Source organism: Bhargavaea massiliensis (assembly GCF_050480245.1).
Classification (GTDB): Bacteria; Bacillota; Bacilli; order Bacillales; family Anoxybacillaceae; genus Anoxybacillus.
Map to the genome: position 1 here is coordinate 1 of NZ_JBCNEQ010000045.1, position 16462 is coordinate 16462.

Here is a 16462-nt window from a genome sequence, read left to right on the forward strand (position 1 = left end):
ACCTCCTCCTACTCGATTTTTTCCATATATTTAATTGCTGCAAGACCAAGCGTTTTCGCCGCAATAAGCATCGCGCGTTCATCAAAATCAAATTTCGGATGATGGTGCGGAAAGGCAACGGATGTCGTTTTTGCTTTTGCTCCTGTAAAGAAAAACGTTCCTTTTACATGTTGCAAATAGTAGGCGAAATCTTCCCCACCCATATGCGGATGGATTTCGACTACATCGGTTACTTCTTCGATTTCACGAGCGATCGAGACGAGAAATTTCGTTTCGTCTTCATGATTCACAACAGGTGGATAGCCGCGCATATATGTGTATTCATACGTACAACCGTTGGCGATGCATGTACCTTTAATAATTTGTTCAATTTCTCGTTCAATGTCGTTTCTTACTTGCTCGGAAAATGTGCGCACTGTCCCAACTAATGTGGCTCGATCAGCGATAACGTTAAACGCGTTGTCGGAAACGAATGAGCCGATGGAAACAACAGCAGGTTCGAGTGGATTGACGCGCCGACTGATGATTTGTTGTAAGTGTAATACTAGCTGTGATGCGGTAACGATCGCATCTTTTGTTTTGTGTGGCTCTGCTCCGTGACCGCCTGAACCTTGAATAATGATTTGAAAGCGGTCTGCCGCTGCCATGATCGGTCCCGAACGATATTGAATGATGCCTGTCGGCTCTGTTGCCCATAAATGTGTGCCGAAAATCGCATCCACTCCTTCTAAACAACCGTCTTCGATCATCGCTTTTGCCCCGCCTGGCGCGTATTCTTCTGCATGTTGATGAATGCAAACGATCGTGCCACGCCAATGTTCGCGTAATTCATAAAGCGCTTTGGCAAGGACGAGCAACGTGGCGGTATGCCCGTCATGGCCGCACGCATGCATGACACCTGGAACGGTCGATTTATAAGGCACATCTTTTTCGTCTTGAATCGGAAGGGCATCAAAATCCGCTCGAAGCGCGATCTTTTTTCCGCCTGTTTGACCTTGAATTGTCGCGACAACCCCATTTCCTCCGACATTTGTTCGCACAGGAATGCCAAGCTGTTTGTAGTAATTCGCAATATACGCTGCTGTTTTATACTCTTGAAACGACAGTTCAGGGTGTTGATGTAAATGACGACGAATGGCGACCATCTCGTTGTAATATTCATCAAGTTTAGCAAATAGTAATGTTTTCACGTGAACCGCTCCTTCTGTTTTTTTCCATTATACCATCGTTGACAAATGATCGAAAACGGGTTAATATACCCATATACGTATTTAGGAGGAACATATATGGGTACATGGATTAATGTCGTTCTCATCATTTTGCTTATTTATTTTGTTGCGGCAAAAATGTTGCCGACAAAAGGTGTGGAGCATATTACACCAGATGAGTTAAAAGAAAAATTAAAACAAACGAAAGACCGCCAATTTATTGATGTACGCACACCTGCGGAATATCGTGCGCGCAACATTCGTCAATTTAAAAATATCCCGCTTCATCAGTTGGCTGATCAACTACATGAGCTCGATCGCGAGAAAGAGACGATTGTGATTTGTCAAAGTGGTATGCGTAGCAATCAAGCGACAAAAATATTAGCGAAAAATGGATTTAAGCGCGTCGTGAACGTGCGCGGCGGCATGAACGCTTGGAATGGATAAGGCTGACGATGTGTCAGCCTTCTTTTACAACTGCATATGTTGTCACATAGGATGGACGCGGAAAAATGGACCGTTGTTGATTGATTCCTTTTTCTGTGCCACGTTTTTCATGCGCTTTTTCGTAAGCTTTTGACTGTTGCCAACGACGAAAGGCACTTTCATTTTCCCACATCGTCATAATGACATATGTATCGCTCTTTAACGGACGTAACACGCGAATGGCGACAAATCCAGGTTCTTTTTCGATTAAGCGCGCCCGTTGTTGAAAACGATGTTCAAATAACGGTCTCCCTTCATCAGTAACAGGAATATTATTGCAAACAACAAATGATCCACCTAATGGACCAACTGCATCAAGTACTTCGTATGGACGCGGCTCGTGAAAGACGCTTGTTCCTTCCGTTTCATGAATAAGCAAGCCATTGTCTTCATTGTATACAAGCAACATATGTTCATTTACATATTGGCTACGCAATCGTTGCAAATAGTCGATTGTGCCATTTGTCATAAATACGTACACAGGTATCCTCTCCTTCCATTCACTACTCATATTTTACCACTTTCTTTTCTTCTTGGCGATTTCATGAACATTGCGTATTATTACTACCCAGACGGTGAAAAAATCGGTATAGTTGTGTTAGTGGAAACAAATCAGCCGTTTCGTTACACTACAATATAAGATAATATAAGCGATTACATAACGGGAAAGGATGGACATGATGATTAAAAACGATACATTTTTACGTGCTTGTCGCGGGGAGGCAACGGAATACGTCCCGGTTTGGTATATGAGACAAGCAGGGCGTTCGCAGCCAGAGTATCGTGCGTTAAAAGAAAAATATTCACTTTTTGAAATTACACATCAGCCGGAGTTATGCGCATATGTAACGCGTTTGCCTGTCGAACAATATAACGTCGATGCGGCCATTCTTTATAAAGATATTATGTCACCGCTCCCAGCGATCGGCGTCGATGTCGATATTAGAGCAGGCATCGGACCGGTCATTGACAATCCGATTCGTTCGCTTGCGGATGTGGAGCGTCTTGGAGAAATTGATCCAGAGAGCGATGTGCCGTATGTGCTTGAAACGATTCGTCTATTGACGAAAGAGCAACTGACCGTTCCGCTCATAGGTTTTGCTGGTGCACCGTTTACTCTAGCAAGCTACATGATTGAAGGTGGACCGTCGAAAAACTATAATAAAACGAAAGCGTTTATGTATGCGGAGCCGAAAGCATGGTTTGCGCTTATGGATAAGCTAGCAGATATGACGATTCGCTACGTGAAAGCGCAAATTCGCGCCGGCGCAAGTGCGGTTCAAATTTTCGATTCATGGGTTGGAGCGGTGAACGTTGCAGACTATCGACAATTTATTAAACCAACGATGGAGCGTATTTTTACAGCGCTTCGTGACGAAAACGTTCCGCTTATTATGTTCGGTGTCGGAGCAAGCCATTTAGCGAAAGAATGGCATGACTTACCGCTTGACGTTGTCGGCTTAGATTGGCGCTTATCGATTCATGAAGCGCGAGAAATGGGACTTACAAAAGCGCTACAAGGCAATTTAGATCCAGCCGTATTGCTTGCGCCATGGGAAGTCATTGAAGCGCGCGTCAAACAAATTTTAGATGAAGGCATGGCGCATGAAGGCGGGTATGTATTTAATTTAGGGCACGGCATTTTCCCACAAATTAAGCCGGAGACGTTAAAACGACTTACAGCATTTATCCACGATTATTCAGCAAAAAGAAAAGGATGAATAAACGATGTCAAAAAAAGTAATGGGATTGCTTGTCATGGCGTATGGCACGCCGTATAAAGAGGAAGATTTAGAGCGATATTACACGCACATTCGACACGGTCGCAAACCATCAGAAGAGATGCTGGCCGATCTTCGCGAGCGGTATGAAGCGATTGGCGGCATTTCTCCGCTTGCGGCCATTACAAAAGAACAGGCGGAAAAACTTGCGGAACGGCTCAACGAAGTGCAGGATGACATCGAATTTCGCATGTATTTAGGGTTGAAACATATTGAACCGTTTGTTGAAGATGCGGTTCGTCAAATGCATGAAGACGGAATAGAAGAAGCGGTTTCGATCGTATTAGCGCCGCATTTTTCGACATTTAGTGTGAAATCATACAACGGACGGGCAAAAGAAGAAGCAGCTCGCTTAGGCGGACCGAAATTGACATGCGTTGAAAGTTGGTATACTGAACCGAAATTTATTCAATATTGGGCAGAGCGAGTAAAAGAAACGTATGCTTCGATGACTGAACGAGAACGGGAAAAAGCGGTGCTGATCGTTTCAGCGCACAGTTTGCCTGAAAAAATTATTGCGATGGGCGATCCATATCCAAAACAACTGCAAGAAACAGCGGATTTCATTGCAAAAGAAGCAGGTGTTTCAGACTATGTGATCGGCTGGCAAAGCGCAGGAAACACACCAGAGCCGTGGCTAGGCCCTGATGTGCAAGATTTAACGCGGCAACTCTATGAAGAAAAGCGATACGAAGCGTTTGTATATGTTCCAGCTGGATTTGTCGCGGATCATTTAGAAGTGTTGTATGATAACGACATTGAATGTAAGCAAGTGACAGATGAACTTGGCGTCAGTTACTATCGTCCACCGATGCCAAACGCTCATCCACAGTTTATTGACGCCCTTGCAACCGTTGTGTTAAACCATTTACGTAAAGAAGGCGGGTCATTATGAAAAAGAAAGTCGTCATTATTGGCGGTGGTATGACGGGATTGACAGCTGCTTACTATTTACAAAAAGAAGCACGCGAAAATAAGCTGCCGATTTCCTGTGAATTAATTGAGGCGAGCCATCGACTTGGGGGGAAAGTACAAACGGTTTATCGCGATGGGTTTGTCATTGAACGAGGTCCGGACTCCTTTTTAGCGCGTAAAATGAGCGCCTCGCGTCTCATTCACGAAGTTGGGCTTGAAAAGGAACTTGTGCATAATACGGCAGGCCAATCGTACATTCTCGTCAATCGAACGCTACATCCGATTCCGGGTGGTGCGGTGATGGGCATCCCGACAAAACTTGCACCGTTTGTTGTGACGCGTCTGTTTTCTCCGTTTGGCAAATTGCGCGCAGCGGCTGATTTTATTTTGCCGCCGTTAAAAGCGGAAGGAGACGTGTCGCTCGGACAATTTTTCCGTCGCCGCCTCGGCAACGAAGTCGTCGATCGGTTAATTGAGCCTTTATTATCGGGGATTTATGCGGGAGACATTGATCAGTTAAGCTTAATGGCGACATTCCCTCAATATTTTCATTTAGAGCAAAAACACGGGAGTCTCGTGTTAGGAATGAAGCGGTCGATGCCGAAGCAAAAAACGAAACAAAAAAGCGATAAAGGCATTTTTCAAACGTTAAAAACAGGATTGTCATCGCTCGTTGATGCGATTGAGCAAAAGTTAGAAAAAGGAACGGTGCATAAAGGAGTCCGTGTTGAGCGGATTGAGAAGGTTGAGGAACGATATGTGTTAACGTTAAGCAACGGAGAGAAAAAAGAAGCGGATAGCGTCGTTATTGCTGTTCCGCATCAATCATTAACATTGCTTTTCCCGAATGAAACATTGTTTTCCTCTTTTAAAACGATGCCGTCTACGTCCGTTGCGACGGTCGCGTTAGCGTTTCCGAAAGAAGCGGTGGCGAAAGATATGAACGGAACAGGCTTTGTCGTCTCACGTGATAGCGACTATACGATTACCGCGTGTACATGGACGCATAAAAAATGGCCGCATACAACACCAGAAGGTTACGTCTTGTTGCGTTGTTATGTCGGACGTCCAGGTGATGAAGCGATTGTCGATCAAACAGACGAGGATATTGTCCAAGTCGTGATGGACGATTTGAATAAAGTGATGAATATTACGATGAATCCGATGTTTTCGATCGTGACACGCTGGAAACAATCGATGCCGCAATATATCGTCGGTCATCGTGAACGGATCGAGCGCATGAAACAAGATATGCAACAACATCTCCCTGGCGTCTTTTTGGCGGGAAGTTCGTACGAGGGGCTTGGTCTCCCAGATTGTATTGATCAAGGGGAAGAGGCGGTAAAAAAAGTGTTACACTATTTGTCTTATATGAAGAAAAAGGTGTCTTCATGATCGGGCACCTTTTTCTTGCAAGCGCATGTAATTTATGTTATGATATAAAACGAAATGACCAAAATGTTCATTTAGTCACAACAAGGGATGAACGCTTATGTTAGATAAAAGGAAGCAAATTATTGAAGCGGCAGCAAAGTCATTTTCGTTATTCGGTTATAAGGCAACAACGATCGATCAAGTGGCGAAAATGGCGAATGTCGGAAAAGGAACGATTTATACGTTTTTCAAAAGCAAAGAAGAGCTGCTAGAAGACATCGTTTCTTCTATCATTTCCGAAATTAAGCGTGAGGCAGATGCCGCGATTGATCATCGCTTATCGTTTAATGAAAATGTGCAACGTGCTTTGCAACGCATTTTTACGTTTCGCAAAGAACATGAATTAACGATTAAGCTGTTACAAGAAGTGCGCGATATCGGCACGCCAGCGGTACGTGATGTGATGCAGCGGCTTGATCGCGAAATGATCACTTACGTTCGTGAAAAAATTGAAGAAGCGATGGCAAAAGGTGAAATTCGTTCGTGCGATGCGGAATTAATGGCATTTTTAATGTTTAAAATGTATATTGCTTTAAACGTCGATTGGGAAAAAGAACACGAACCGTTGCCACAACAAAAAATTGCTGAACTGTTTGATTTGTATTTATTGAAAGGATTATCTCCATGATGATCCTTCTCTTTTTTGCATGAAATGACTAAATGAACAAATTGGTCAATATTTTAAAAAGGGGGTTGAGTATGTGCATACATTCCGATTATTGATGCAAGAAATAAAAGCAGTCACGTCCAATCGGAAAGTGCTCATTCCGATTATCGCTGTTTTATTTATTCCTCTTTTATATAGCGGTATGTTTTTATGGGCGTTTTGGGATCCGTATGATCATTTAGACGATTTGCCTGTCGCTGTTGTCAATAATGACAAAGGTGCGACATTTGAAGGAGAAGAGCTCCATATTGGTGATGATCTCGTTGACAAGCTAAAAGAAAAAAAACAGTTTGATTGGCATTTTGTAAGCCAAAGTGAAGGGGAAAAAGGATTAAAAGAGCAACGGTATTATATGCTGATTGAAATTCCTGAAGATTTTTCTAAAAACGCAACGACGTTACAAGATGATCACCCGAAAAAGCTTCAACTTATTTACAAACCAAATGAAGGGTTTAACTTTTTATCTGCTCAAATTGGTGGAACAGCAGTAGAAAAAATTAAAACAGAGGTAGCAAAAACATTAACCGAAACGTACGCCGAAAACATGTTTGAAAACGTAAAAACGTTGGCGGACGGACTAACAAAAGCAAGCGATGGGGCAAACAAATTGCATGACGGATTGATAGATGCAAAAGACGGAACGAACAGGCTATATGATGGGATGAACAAAGCGCAAGATGGCTCCAATGAATTGTATCGCCATTTAGCGACGCTTGCTGAAAAATCAATTACATTTACGGACGGTTTGCACCAAGCAGCTGACGGTTCAATGCAAGTTCAAACCGGTGTTCAAACGCTTCATGATGGAATGAAGCGCATGGTAGATGGGCAAGGACAATTGCTTGCAGGAGCACAGCAAGCAAAAGAAGGAACAGTAAAACTGGCTTTAGGTACAAATCGTGTACTTGAAGGAATGAAAGCTCTCGATGCTCGCATGCCACAACTTTTACAAGGCTCAGAACAATTGAGCGGCGGAACAGAAAAGCTAGTTACATCGCTTGCTGAGTGGCAACAAGGAGCTACGCAAGTTCAAACGGGCGCTACGCAAGTGACAAGCGGGTTAGAGCAACTCGCTGCACAGCTTAATACGCTTATTGCGCAAACGTCAGATCCGGCCCAAAAAGCGGTGTATGAGCAATTAAAACAAAACGTTGTGCAACTATCACTTGGAAGCAAGCGAGTACAGGGTGGAGTTGCGCAGTTAAACGATGGAGCAAAAGCGTTACAAGAGGGAGCGGCATCGTTAAGCGCAGGGGCGAAGCAGTTGCACGAAGGGCATATCGCCCTCGATGGCGGTGTAAACCAACTGCTTGCTGGACAACAGCAACTCGCCGATGGCGCAAATGCATTAGTGAACGGACAAGAGCAGCTTGTTTCGGGCATGCATACGTTACATGAAAAAATGCAAGAAGCGAAACAAGGGACAGAGAAGCTCGCAAGTGGTGGTCAAACACTTGCTTCTGGTTTGCAAGCTCTTGCGAATGGAGGCGACCAACTGCAAGATGGTACGCATCGGTTAGCGGATGGTGCACAACAATTAGCGAACGGAATGAATGAACTAACAAACGGAACCGAAGCATTACAAGCTGGAATGAATCAGCTTGCAGACGGTTCAGGAGAACTAGCAGATAAATTGAAAGAAGGTGCTGAAAAAGCAAGCAACGTTAAAGCAAACGAAGACGTATATAACATGTTTGCCGAACCGGTGAAAGTAAAAGATAAAAAAATCAATGAAGTGCCAAACTACGGAACAGGGTTTACACCATATTTCTTGTCGTTAGGATTGTTTGTCGGTGCGCTTTTACTTTCGATCGTCTTTCCACTTCGCGAACCGGCTGGAGTGCCACGCTCACCATTTCAATGGTTTTTTGCGAAGTTTGGTGTACTCATTGGTGTGGGTGTGTTACAAGCGCTTCTTGCGGACAGCGTATTGCTTTTCGGGCTTGATTTACAGGTGAAAAGCGTTCCGTTATTTCTTTTGTTTAGCATTGTTACAAGCATTGCCTTTTTATCTGTCATTCAATTTCTCGTGACCGTTTTTGGTGATCCGGGACGATTTATCGGGATTGTCGTCTTAATTTTACAATTGACAACGAGTGCCGGAACGTTCCCGCTTGAGTTAATTCCACGTTCGTTGCAACATTTTAACGCATGGCTTCCAATGACATATTCTGTTTTCGGATTAAAAGCTGTCATTTCAAGCGGTGATTTCTCGTTTATGTGGGAAAACGTCGGCAAATTGCTTATGTTTATCGTCGTTATGATGGCAGGAACGATGACGTATTTTACGATTCAACATCGTCGCCAATTCACAACAATTGTGGAACAAGCTTCTGAAGCGTAATACGCTTCAGAAGCTTTTTTTGATGAAAAAATTTTTAAAAAATTAATTTGCATATACAAGGTGATGTGCGTATAATACGAGTATGAGAACGATTTCATTCGTTTCTTTTCGATTGGAATGAGGGGGGAATGGGAGGATGGCGACGATTGAAGATGTCGCCAAGCTAACAGGGCTTTCACGGACGACGGTTTCGCGCGTCATTAACAATCACCCGTACGTGTCAGAAGAGAAACGAAAGCTCGTGCTTGAAGCGATGGAAAGGCTAGGGTATGTACCGAATTCATCGGCTAGAAGTTTGCGGAATCAAAAAACGAGCATTTTAGCGTTATTTATTCCGCGCATTACAAATCCTTTTTTCAGCGAGCTTGTGGAAGCGACAGAAATGGCAGCAGCAGAACATGGTTATCAGCTTATTATTTGTCAGACGCGCTATTCGCCAGAAAAAGAATTAAACTACATGAATTTATTAAAAACAAAACAAGTTGACGGGGTTATTTTAGCTTCTATTCACAATGAATGGAAAAAGCTAAAACCTTTTTTGCAATACGGGCCGATTGTCCTTTGCAATGAGTTTGATGATCGTGCAAACGTTCCAACCGTTCGGCTCGATCAAGTATACGGGGGATACATAGCGACAAAACATTTGCTCGAACAAGGCCATACGAAAATCGCATACTGTTCCGGCGGTTATCGAAGCAATGTGGCAAAGTCGCGTGAAATCGGTTTTAAAAAGGCGCTGGCGGAGTATAAAGTTTCATTTCATGAGCAGTATGCTTTTCGCGATGCGTTTCACATTGCGGATGGAAAGCGTGTGTTTCGAAAAATGATGGCGCTTTCAGAACGACCGACGGCTGTATTTACTGGAAGCGATGAAGTGGCCGCTGGCATTATATCGGAAGCGGTGAAATGCGGCTATCGTATCCCTGAAGACTTAGCAGTCGTCGGTTTCGATAATCAAGCTATTACAGAGTTAACGAATCCGACAATTACGACGGTGCATCAACCGGTGAAACAAATGGCGCAAAAAGCAGTGGATGTGATCGTTGAAAAAATTCAAACAAAAAAATATGAAACAAAGGAAATTTACGAGTTTCCACTTCAGCTTATTGTGCGCGCATCAACGATTGGTAGCAAGCTTCATCAACGTGAAGCTTGACATACATTCCAATTTAAATATAAGGGGGATTTTTCATGAAGAAGGCAACAAAATTTTCTTCTGCATTGTTAGCGCTTACGCTCGGATTGACAGCATGCTCTAGCGGTCAAGACACAGGGACGAAAGAAACAACGGATAAAAACGATGATACAAAAAAATCGGAAGAAGTTGTAAAAATCGTTTATGCTCGTGGTAAAGATGCGACAAAAGCAACTGAAGAAATTGTCAAAGCGTTTGAAGCAAAATATCCGAACATTGACGTAGAGTTCCGCGAAATGCCTTCAGACACAGGGGCTCAGCATGATGCATACGTCACCATGTTAAACGCTAAATCGTCTGAAATTGACGTCATGGATTTGGACGTTGTTTGGCCAGCAGAGTTTGCACAAGCTGGATACGTTCTTCCGCTTGATCGTTTCATCGAAAAAGATGGCATTGATTTAAGTGCATACAACCAAGGTGCGCTTGCCGCTGGGAATTTCGATGGAAAACAATGGGCGATGCCAAAATTTATTGACACAGGATTATTATTTTATCGTAAAGATATCGTACCAGAAGATAAAGTGCCAAAAACATGGGATGAGTTGTTAGCCGCTGCACGTGAGTTTAAAGGAAAAGGCGGTACACAATTCGGATATTTAATGCAAGCGAAACAATATGAAGGGTTAGTATGTAATGCGATTGAATTTATTGCGGCATACGGTGGAAAAATTGTTGATGAAAACAACAATGTAGTCGTCAACAGCCCTGAAACAATTAAAGGATTAAAGAAAATGGTTGAAATTGCAACGTCTGACGTTGTGCCAAGCAACATTACGACATTTACAGAACCAGAATCTCATACAGCGTTTATTGAAGGTCAATCGCCATTTATTCGCAACTGGCCATACCAATACGCGTTAGCAAACGATCCAGAACAATCAAAAATCGTTGACAAAGTCGGCGTTGCGCCACTACCAGCGGGTGATAAAGGGTCAGCTGCTGCATTAGGTGGATGGATGACAGCAATTAACGCATATTCGAAAAATAAAGAAGCAGCTTGGGAATTTGTGAAATTTATGACTGGTCCAGAAGGTCAAAAAATTTCTGCGATTTACGGCGGTTTAGCACCAACGCTTCCAGAACTATTTAAAGACGAAGAAGTGTTAAAAGCGAACCCATTCTTTGCAGAACAAGGATTTGTTGACGGATTAAATGCAGCAGTACCACGTCCAGTTGTACCGAACTATCCAGAAGTGTCTGAAATTATTCAAATTAACGTATCAAAAGCGATTGCAGGACAAATTACAGTTGAAGAAGCAGTTGCGAACATGGAAAAAGAAATTAAAGCAGTGATGCAGTAGTTGCACGTTAGCCTTCAGCCTCATATGAGCGCTGAAGGCTAAATCCTTTGCATAAAGGGGGAACAACGAGTGAAAAACGAAAAAAAATCGGAGCGCCGTTTAGCGTATATTCTTGTTGCTCCGTCGCTTTTGCTTATTTTAGCTGTCGCCATTTGGCCAGTCATTCAGTCATTTTATTTCAGTTTATTTGACTATCGTCTCAACAATCCAGCGAAATCTTCTCTCCATCTTGATTACAGCTTAAACTTAGAACGATATTTAGAAAGTTATCCGTTTTTAATGAACACATTAAAACAAGAAATTTCACAAGCAACAGGTGAGGAAAAGGAGAAGCTCACGTCATTACAAGAGCGACTACAACAAGTCGATGAAGAAATTCGTGCCGATGAAGACGTGGCGAAACGGTATGAACAAGTAGATGAAATTTTAAATAATTTTGAAGTACCGAGTGAAGAAATAAAAATTGTTTCGATTGATGAACAAGCGGCAAAAGATTTAATAGAAACGATGCAAGATGCTAAACAAACGTTAAAAACGTTAAATGAAAACGGACAATTAAAACAAGGGGACAAATTAACAGGGCTTGCGAACGGATTAAGCGGGGCGGTTATTGAACCGAACTTTGTTGGTTTGGCTCATTATAAAAACTATTTTACGGATGCTCGCTTATGGAAAGCGCTTTGGAATACAACTGTATTTACGGTTATTTCTGTATCCATTGAATTAGTGCTCGGTTTAGCGATCGCGCTGTTGATTAATAAAGCGTTTTTTGGACGCGGACTTGTCCGAGCAACGATTTTAATTCCGTGGGCGATTCCGACAGCCGTATCCGCGTTAATGTGGAAATTTTTATATGATGGACAAAACGGAATTGTTGCAAAATACTTCGCGGATATCGGAATTATTAATGATATGAGTGAGCTACTCACGACAGGAACAGGAGCAATGTTTGCTGTCATTTTCGCTGACGTTTGGAAAACGACCCCATACATGGCATTATTACTGCTTGCTGGTTTGCAAACGATCCCAAGCTCACTATACGAGGCGGCATCGATTGACGGAGCGACAAAATGGCAACAGTTTGTCAAAATTACGTTACCGCTTTTAAAATCAAGTATTCTCGTTGCGCTTTTGTTCCGTACGCTTGATGCGTTTCGTGTGTTTGACTTAATTTTCGTTTTAACAGGCGGAGGACCAGCGAACTCGACAGAAACGATCTCGATCTTAGCGTATAAAGTCATGTTCTCGCAAACAAACTTCGGTGGTGGTTCAGCGTTAGCGGTGATCGTTTTCATTTGCGTAGCGATCATTTCGACAATTTACATTAAATTTTTAGGTGCTGACCTCATTTCTGACCGAAAATAGGAGGTGCAACGATGCAAAAGAAAGCCGGTCCATTGTTTTACGTGTTTTTATTTATTTTCGTTTTTTTAGTCATGTTTCCATTTTTGTGGATTTTGTTAAGTTCGATTAAGCCATTGAGCGAACTGTTTGGAGAAGAAGCGTTCAATTGGTTTACGAGCCATCCGACGTTAAAAAGTTACGTTTCCGTTTTTGTCAATTATCCGTTTTTAAAATATTTATGGAACAGTACGGTGATCGCGACAATTACAACGGTGTACACTGTGTTTGTTGCCGCGTTTGCCGCATATGCAATTGCTCGTTTAGATTTCAAAGGAAAATCGGTCATTCTTGGCATCGTGTTATCGGTGTCGATGTTTCCGCAAATTGCGACTATTTCACCGATTTACATGTTTGTGAAAAAGTTTGAGTTAACAAATAGTTATTTAGGGTTAATTATTCCGTATACGACGTTTGCGTTGCCGCTTTCGATTTGGCTATTAGTGACGTTTTTCCGTAAAATTCCGTTCGATTTAGAAGAAGCAGCGAAAATGGACGGGGCAACACCGTTGCAGACGTATTTTAAAGTCATTTTACCATTAGCTGTACCAGGTATTTTTACGACATCCATTCTCGTTTTCATCGCGGCATGGAACGAATTTTTATTCGCGCTAACGATTAACACAGCAGAAAATTATAAAACGGTACCGGTTGGGATCGCGATGTTCCAAGGGCAATATACGATTCCATGGGGCGAAATTTCAGCAGCAACGGTCATTGTGACGATTCCGCTCGTCATTATGGTATTATTATTCCAACGCCACATCGTATCGGGCTTAACGTCCGGTTCAGTAAAAGAATAATGGAGAGGGGAGAAGAAGATGGAATCGATTCCAAAAACGAAACAATGGTGGAAAGAAGCAGTCGTGTATCAAATTTATCCGCGCAGTTTTAAAGATTCAAATGGGGACGGAATTGGCGATTTGCGCGGCATCATCGAAAAATTAGATTATTTACAAGAGCTTGGCGTCGATGTCGTTTGGTTATCGCCTGTATATAAGTCGCCAAACGACGATAACGGCTATGACATTAGCGACTATCAAGACATTATGGACGAGTTTGGTACGCTCGCTGACTGGGACGAACTGCTTCACGAAATGCATGCACGCGGCATGAAATTAGTGATGGATTTAGTCGTCAACCATACGTCTGACGAACATCATTGGTTTATTGAATCGCGCAAGTCAAAAGACAATCCGTATCGCGACTATTACATTTGGCGCCCAGGAAAAGACGGAAAAGAGCCGAACAATTGGCAATCGTTTTTCAGCGGTTCCGCTTGGCAATACGACGAAGCAACAGGAGAATATTATTTACACTTATTTTCAAAAAAACAACCAGATTTAAACTGGGAAAATGAAAAGGTGCGCGAAGAGATTTTTAACATGATGACATGGTGGTTAGACCGTGGCATTGACGGATTCCGGATGGATGTTATCAACTTATTATCAAAAGTAGAAGGTTTGCCAGATGCGCCGGTGACAAATCCAAACGATCGTTATCAATGGGGCGGTCAATATTTTGTGAACGGTCCGAAATTAATGGACTATTTGCGTGAAATGAAAGAAAAAGTATTAAGCAAATATGACATTATGACAGTCGGCGAAACACCAATGGTCACGACAGACGATGCGATTCGATTTACGAACGAGCAAGATGGCGTTATGAATATGTTGTTTCAATTTGAGCATATGGATGTTGATTCGAAGCCAGGAAGTCCGCTTGGGAAATGGGACATTCAACCGTGGAAATTGACCGACTTGAAAAAAATTATGAGCAAGTGGCAAGTGGAACTTCACGGAAAAGGGTGGAACTCACTCTATTTAGAAAATCACGATCAACCGCGTTCTGTTTCGCGTTTTGGTGACGACAAAACGTATCGGGTAGAAAGTGCAAAAATGTTAGCGACATGGCTACATATGATGCAAGGAACGCCATACATTTATCAAGGACAAGAAATCGGTATGACGAACGTTGCCTTTCCATCGATTGAATATTATCGCGACGTGGAAACGATTAATTTATGGAACGATGTTGTAGTAAACAAAGGGTATGATCCAGACAAAATATTAAAGGCGATTCATTATCGCGGTCGCGACAATGCACGTACGCCAATGCAATGGGATGCGACAGAACACGCAGGCTTTACGACGGGCACTCCGTGGATTAATGTAAATCCGAATTATCGCGACATTAACGTTGAACAAGCGTTGAAAGATGAAAACTCGGTGTTCCATTATTATAAAAAACTCATTCGCCTTCGAAAAGAACATCCGATTATCGTATACGGTTCATACGAGTTACTTCTTGAAGATGATGAACAAATTTATGCGTACGTACGCAAGTTCAACGATGAACAACTGCTCGTTATCACGAATTTTAGTAGCGAGCAGCCAACATTTACATTGCCGTCACACATCACATTTACGGAAAAACAACTGCTCATTAGCAACTATGCGGTCGATGAAAATGAATCGCTTGACACGATTGTGCTAAAACCGTATGAAGCACGCGTTTATAAATTAAAGTAAAAAAGCAGCCACATTGGCTGCCTTTTTACTTTAACAAGAAACGTTTAAACATTGCGCACAAACATTTCCGTAACATTCATGTTGTTCTTCCATTTCTTCGCCGCACTCGCAACATGTTTTCGGTGGCAACTTTTTATAAAATTCAGACATTTTTTCTAACATAACTCTCCATCCCCTTCGCTTTTGTTGACTTTATTGTATTATAACAGATATATATTTGTCAATAGTTGTTTTATAACATTTGTGCATGTGAAATTTGTTCAGAAATTTGGTATTGTGTAGTTGTACACATTTTTGCGAGGAAGGTGAATACATATGAAAGTGACGGTTATCGGTTATTGGGGAGCGTTTCCAAAAAAGAATGAGGCGACGTCATGTTACTTATTTGAACACGACGGTTTTCGTTTATTAGTGGACTGTGGAAGCGGAGCGTTAGCGCAACTTCAAAACGTCATCGACATTGAGCAAATTGATGCGGTTATCATATCGCATTATCATCACGACCATGTCGCAGATATCGGACCGCTTCAATACGCGCGACTCATTAAGAAAAATTTAGGCGCACATTTGCCTGAGCTTCCTATTTATGGACATTCGTTTGATCGGGATGGATTCGCACGCCTTGCTCATAAAGGAGTGACGAAAGCGGTGGCGTACGATCCGAACGATGAGCTTCATATCGGTCCATTTACGATTACGTTTATGCCGACAGAACATCCAGCTGTTTGTTATGCGATGCGCATTTGTGCAGGAGAAAAGACGGTCGTATACACAGCAGATTCTAGTTATTTGCCTGAGTTTGTTCCTTTTGCAAAACATGCGGACGTACTGATTTGCGAATGCAACTTTTATGCCGGGCAACAAGCGAAACAAGCAGGGCATATGACGAGCGAGGAAGCGGCAACGATCGCGCGAGACGCTGGCGTTAAAACATTGCTACTAACGCACTTACCTCATTTCGGTAACGTTGAACAACTTGCGGACGAAGCAAAAACGATTTTTCATGGCGACGTGCATATAGCAAAAACGAGATGGACATGGGAAGGGTAGCGATCAGCTACCTTGTTTTTATAATTAAAATTCAGAAAATTTTTAATATAAACTTGACGATGAATCGGAAAGGAGGGAAAATGTAAGTGATAACGCTTACAAAATAATCGGAAATTAACCGTCTGAGATAAAACAGCGTCTGTGCA

General features: G+C 42.5%; 15 protein-coding genes. 12 read left to right on the forward strand and 3 right to left on the reverse strand.

What is annotated here, in order from left to right; all coding sequences use genetic code 11:
- Positions 1-8: 8 nt before the first annotated feature.
- Positions 9-1190, reverse strand: coding sequence for a M20 family metallopeptidase (locus tag ABEV15_RS09070; protein ID WP_498853003.1), 1182 nt, complete (start codon positions 1188-1190; stop codon positions 9-11).
- A gap of 96 nt (positions 1191-1286) precedes the next feature.
- Here ABEV15_RS09070 and ABEV15_RS09075 point away from each other — a divergent pair, with 96 nt between their 5' ends.
- Positions 1287-1655 carry a rhodanese-like domain-containing protein gene (locus ABEV15_RS09075; protein ID WP_077427788.1) on the forward strand — a complete coding sequence of 123 codons (369 nt, stop codon included), beginning with the start codon at positions 1287-1289 and terminating at the stop codon, positions 1653-1655.
- 13 nt (positions 1656-1668) lie between these two features.
- On the opposite strand, the gene ABEV15_RS09080 is transcribed toward ABEV15_RS09075, so the two are convergent.
- Positions 1669-2175, reverse strand: a complete 507-nt coding sequence (locus tag ABEV15_RS09080) for an antibiotic biosynthesis monooxygenase family protein (RefSeq protein ID WP_498853004.1) — start codon at positions 2173-2175, stop codon at positions 1669-1671.
- A 190-nt stretch (positions 2176-2365) separates the two neighbouring features.
- Between ABEV15_RS09080 and hemE the strand changes: the two genes are divergently transcribed.
- The 10 genes from hemE to ABEV15_RS09130 all read left to right on the forward strand — a co-directional run bounded on the left by hemE (position 2366) and on the right by ABEV15_RS09130 (position 15266).
- Positions 2366-3415 (forward strand): uroporphyrinogen decarboxylase, encoded by a 1050-nt coding sequence (hemE, locus tag ABEV15_RS09085; protein WP_498853005.1) that lies wholly within the window; start codon positions 2366-2368, stop codon positions 3413-3415.
- 7 nt (positions 3416-3422) lie between these two features.
- Positions 3423-4370, forward strand: coding sequence for a ferrochelatase (gene hemH / locus ABEV15_RS09090; RefSeq protein ID WP_498853006.1), 948 nt, complete (start codon positions 3423-3425; stop codon positions 4368-4370).
- Positions 4367-5785 (forward strand): protoporphyrinogen oxidase, encoded by a 1419-nt coding sequence (gene hemY, locus ABEV15_RS09095; RefSeq protein ID WP_498853007.1) that lies wholly within the window; start codon positions 4367-4369, stop codon positions 5783-5785. The genes hemH and hemY overlap by 4 nt, the downstream gene beginning before the upstream one ends.
- A 97-nt stretch (positions 5786-5882) precedes the next feature.
- On the forward strand, positions 5883-6452 hold the full coding sequence (locus tag ABEV15_RS09100; RefSeq protein WP_498853008.1) for a TetR/AcrR family transcriptional regulator: 570 nt from the start codon (positions 5883-5885) through the stop codon (positions 6450-6452).
- 94 nt (positions 6453-6546) lie between these two features.
- A complete protein-coding gene (locus ABEV15_RS09105; RefSeq protein ID WP_498853033.1) occupies positions 6547-8835 on the forward strand; it encodes a YhgE/Pip family protein in 2289 nt (762 codons plus the stop codon).
- A 136-nt stretch (positions 8836-8971) separates the two neighbouring features.
- Complete coding sequence (locus ABEV15_RS09110; protein WP_498853009.1) at positions 8972-9991, forward strand: LacI family DNA-binding transcriptional regulator; 1020 nt, start codon at positions 8972-8974, stop codon at positions 9989-9991.
- Positions 9992-10026: 35 nt separating this feature from the next.
- Entirely contained in the window at positions 10027-11334 is a 1308-nt protein-coding gene (locus ABEV15_RS09115; protein WP_498853010.1) for an ABC transporter substrate-binding protein, read from the forward strand.
- Between the two features lie 69 nt (positions 11335-11403).
- Complete coding sequence (locus ABEV15_RS09120) at positions 11404-12699, forward strand: ABC transporter permease subunit (RefSeq protein ID WP_498853011.1); 1296 nt, start codon at positions 11404-11406, stop codon at positions 12697-12699.
- A gap of 11 nt (positions 12700-12710) precedes the next feature.
- Positions 12711-13538: a carbohydrate ABC transporter permease gene (locus ABEV15_RS09125; RefSeq protein ID WP_498853012.1), complete on the forward strand. Its 828-nt coding sequence runs from the start codon at positions 12711-12713 to the stop codon at positions 13536-13538.
- An 18-nt stretch (positions 13539-13556) separates the two neighbouring features.
- Positions 13557-15266 (forward strand): glycoside hydrolase family 13 protein, encoded by a 1710-nt coding sequence (locus ABEV15_RS09130; protein WP_498853013.1) that lies wholly within the window; start codon positions 13557-13559, stop codon positions 15264-15266.
- Between the two features lie 30 nt (positions 15267-15296).
- Here ABEV15_RS09130 and yhfH read toward each other — a convergent pair whose 3' ends face one another.
- Positions 15297-15428, reverse strand: coding sequence for a protein YhfH (gene yhfH / locus ABEV15_RS09135; protein ID WP_064498958.1), 132 nt, complete (start codon positions 15426-15428; stop codon positions 15297-15299).
- Positions 15429-15581: 153 nt separating this feature from the next.
- Between yhfH and ABEV15_RS09140 the strand changes: the two genes are divergently transcribed.
- Positions 15582-16316: an MBL fold metallo-hydrolase gene (locus ABEV15_RS09140; RefSeq protein ID WP_498853014.1), complete on the forward strand. Its 735-nt coding sequence runs from the start codon at positions 15582-15584 to the stop codon at positions 16314-16316.
- Positions 16317-16462 lie beyond the last annotated feature (146 nt).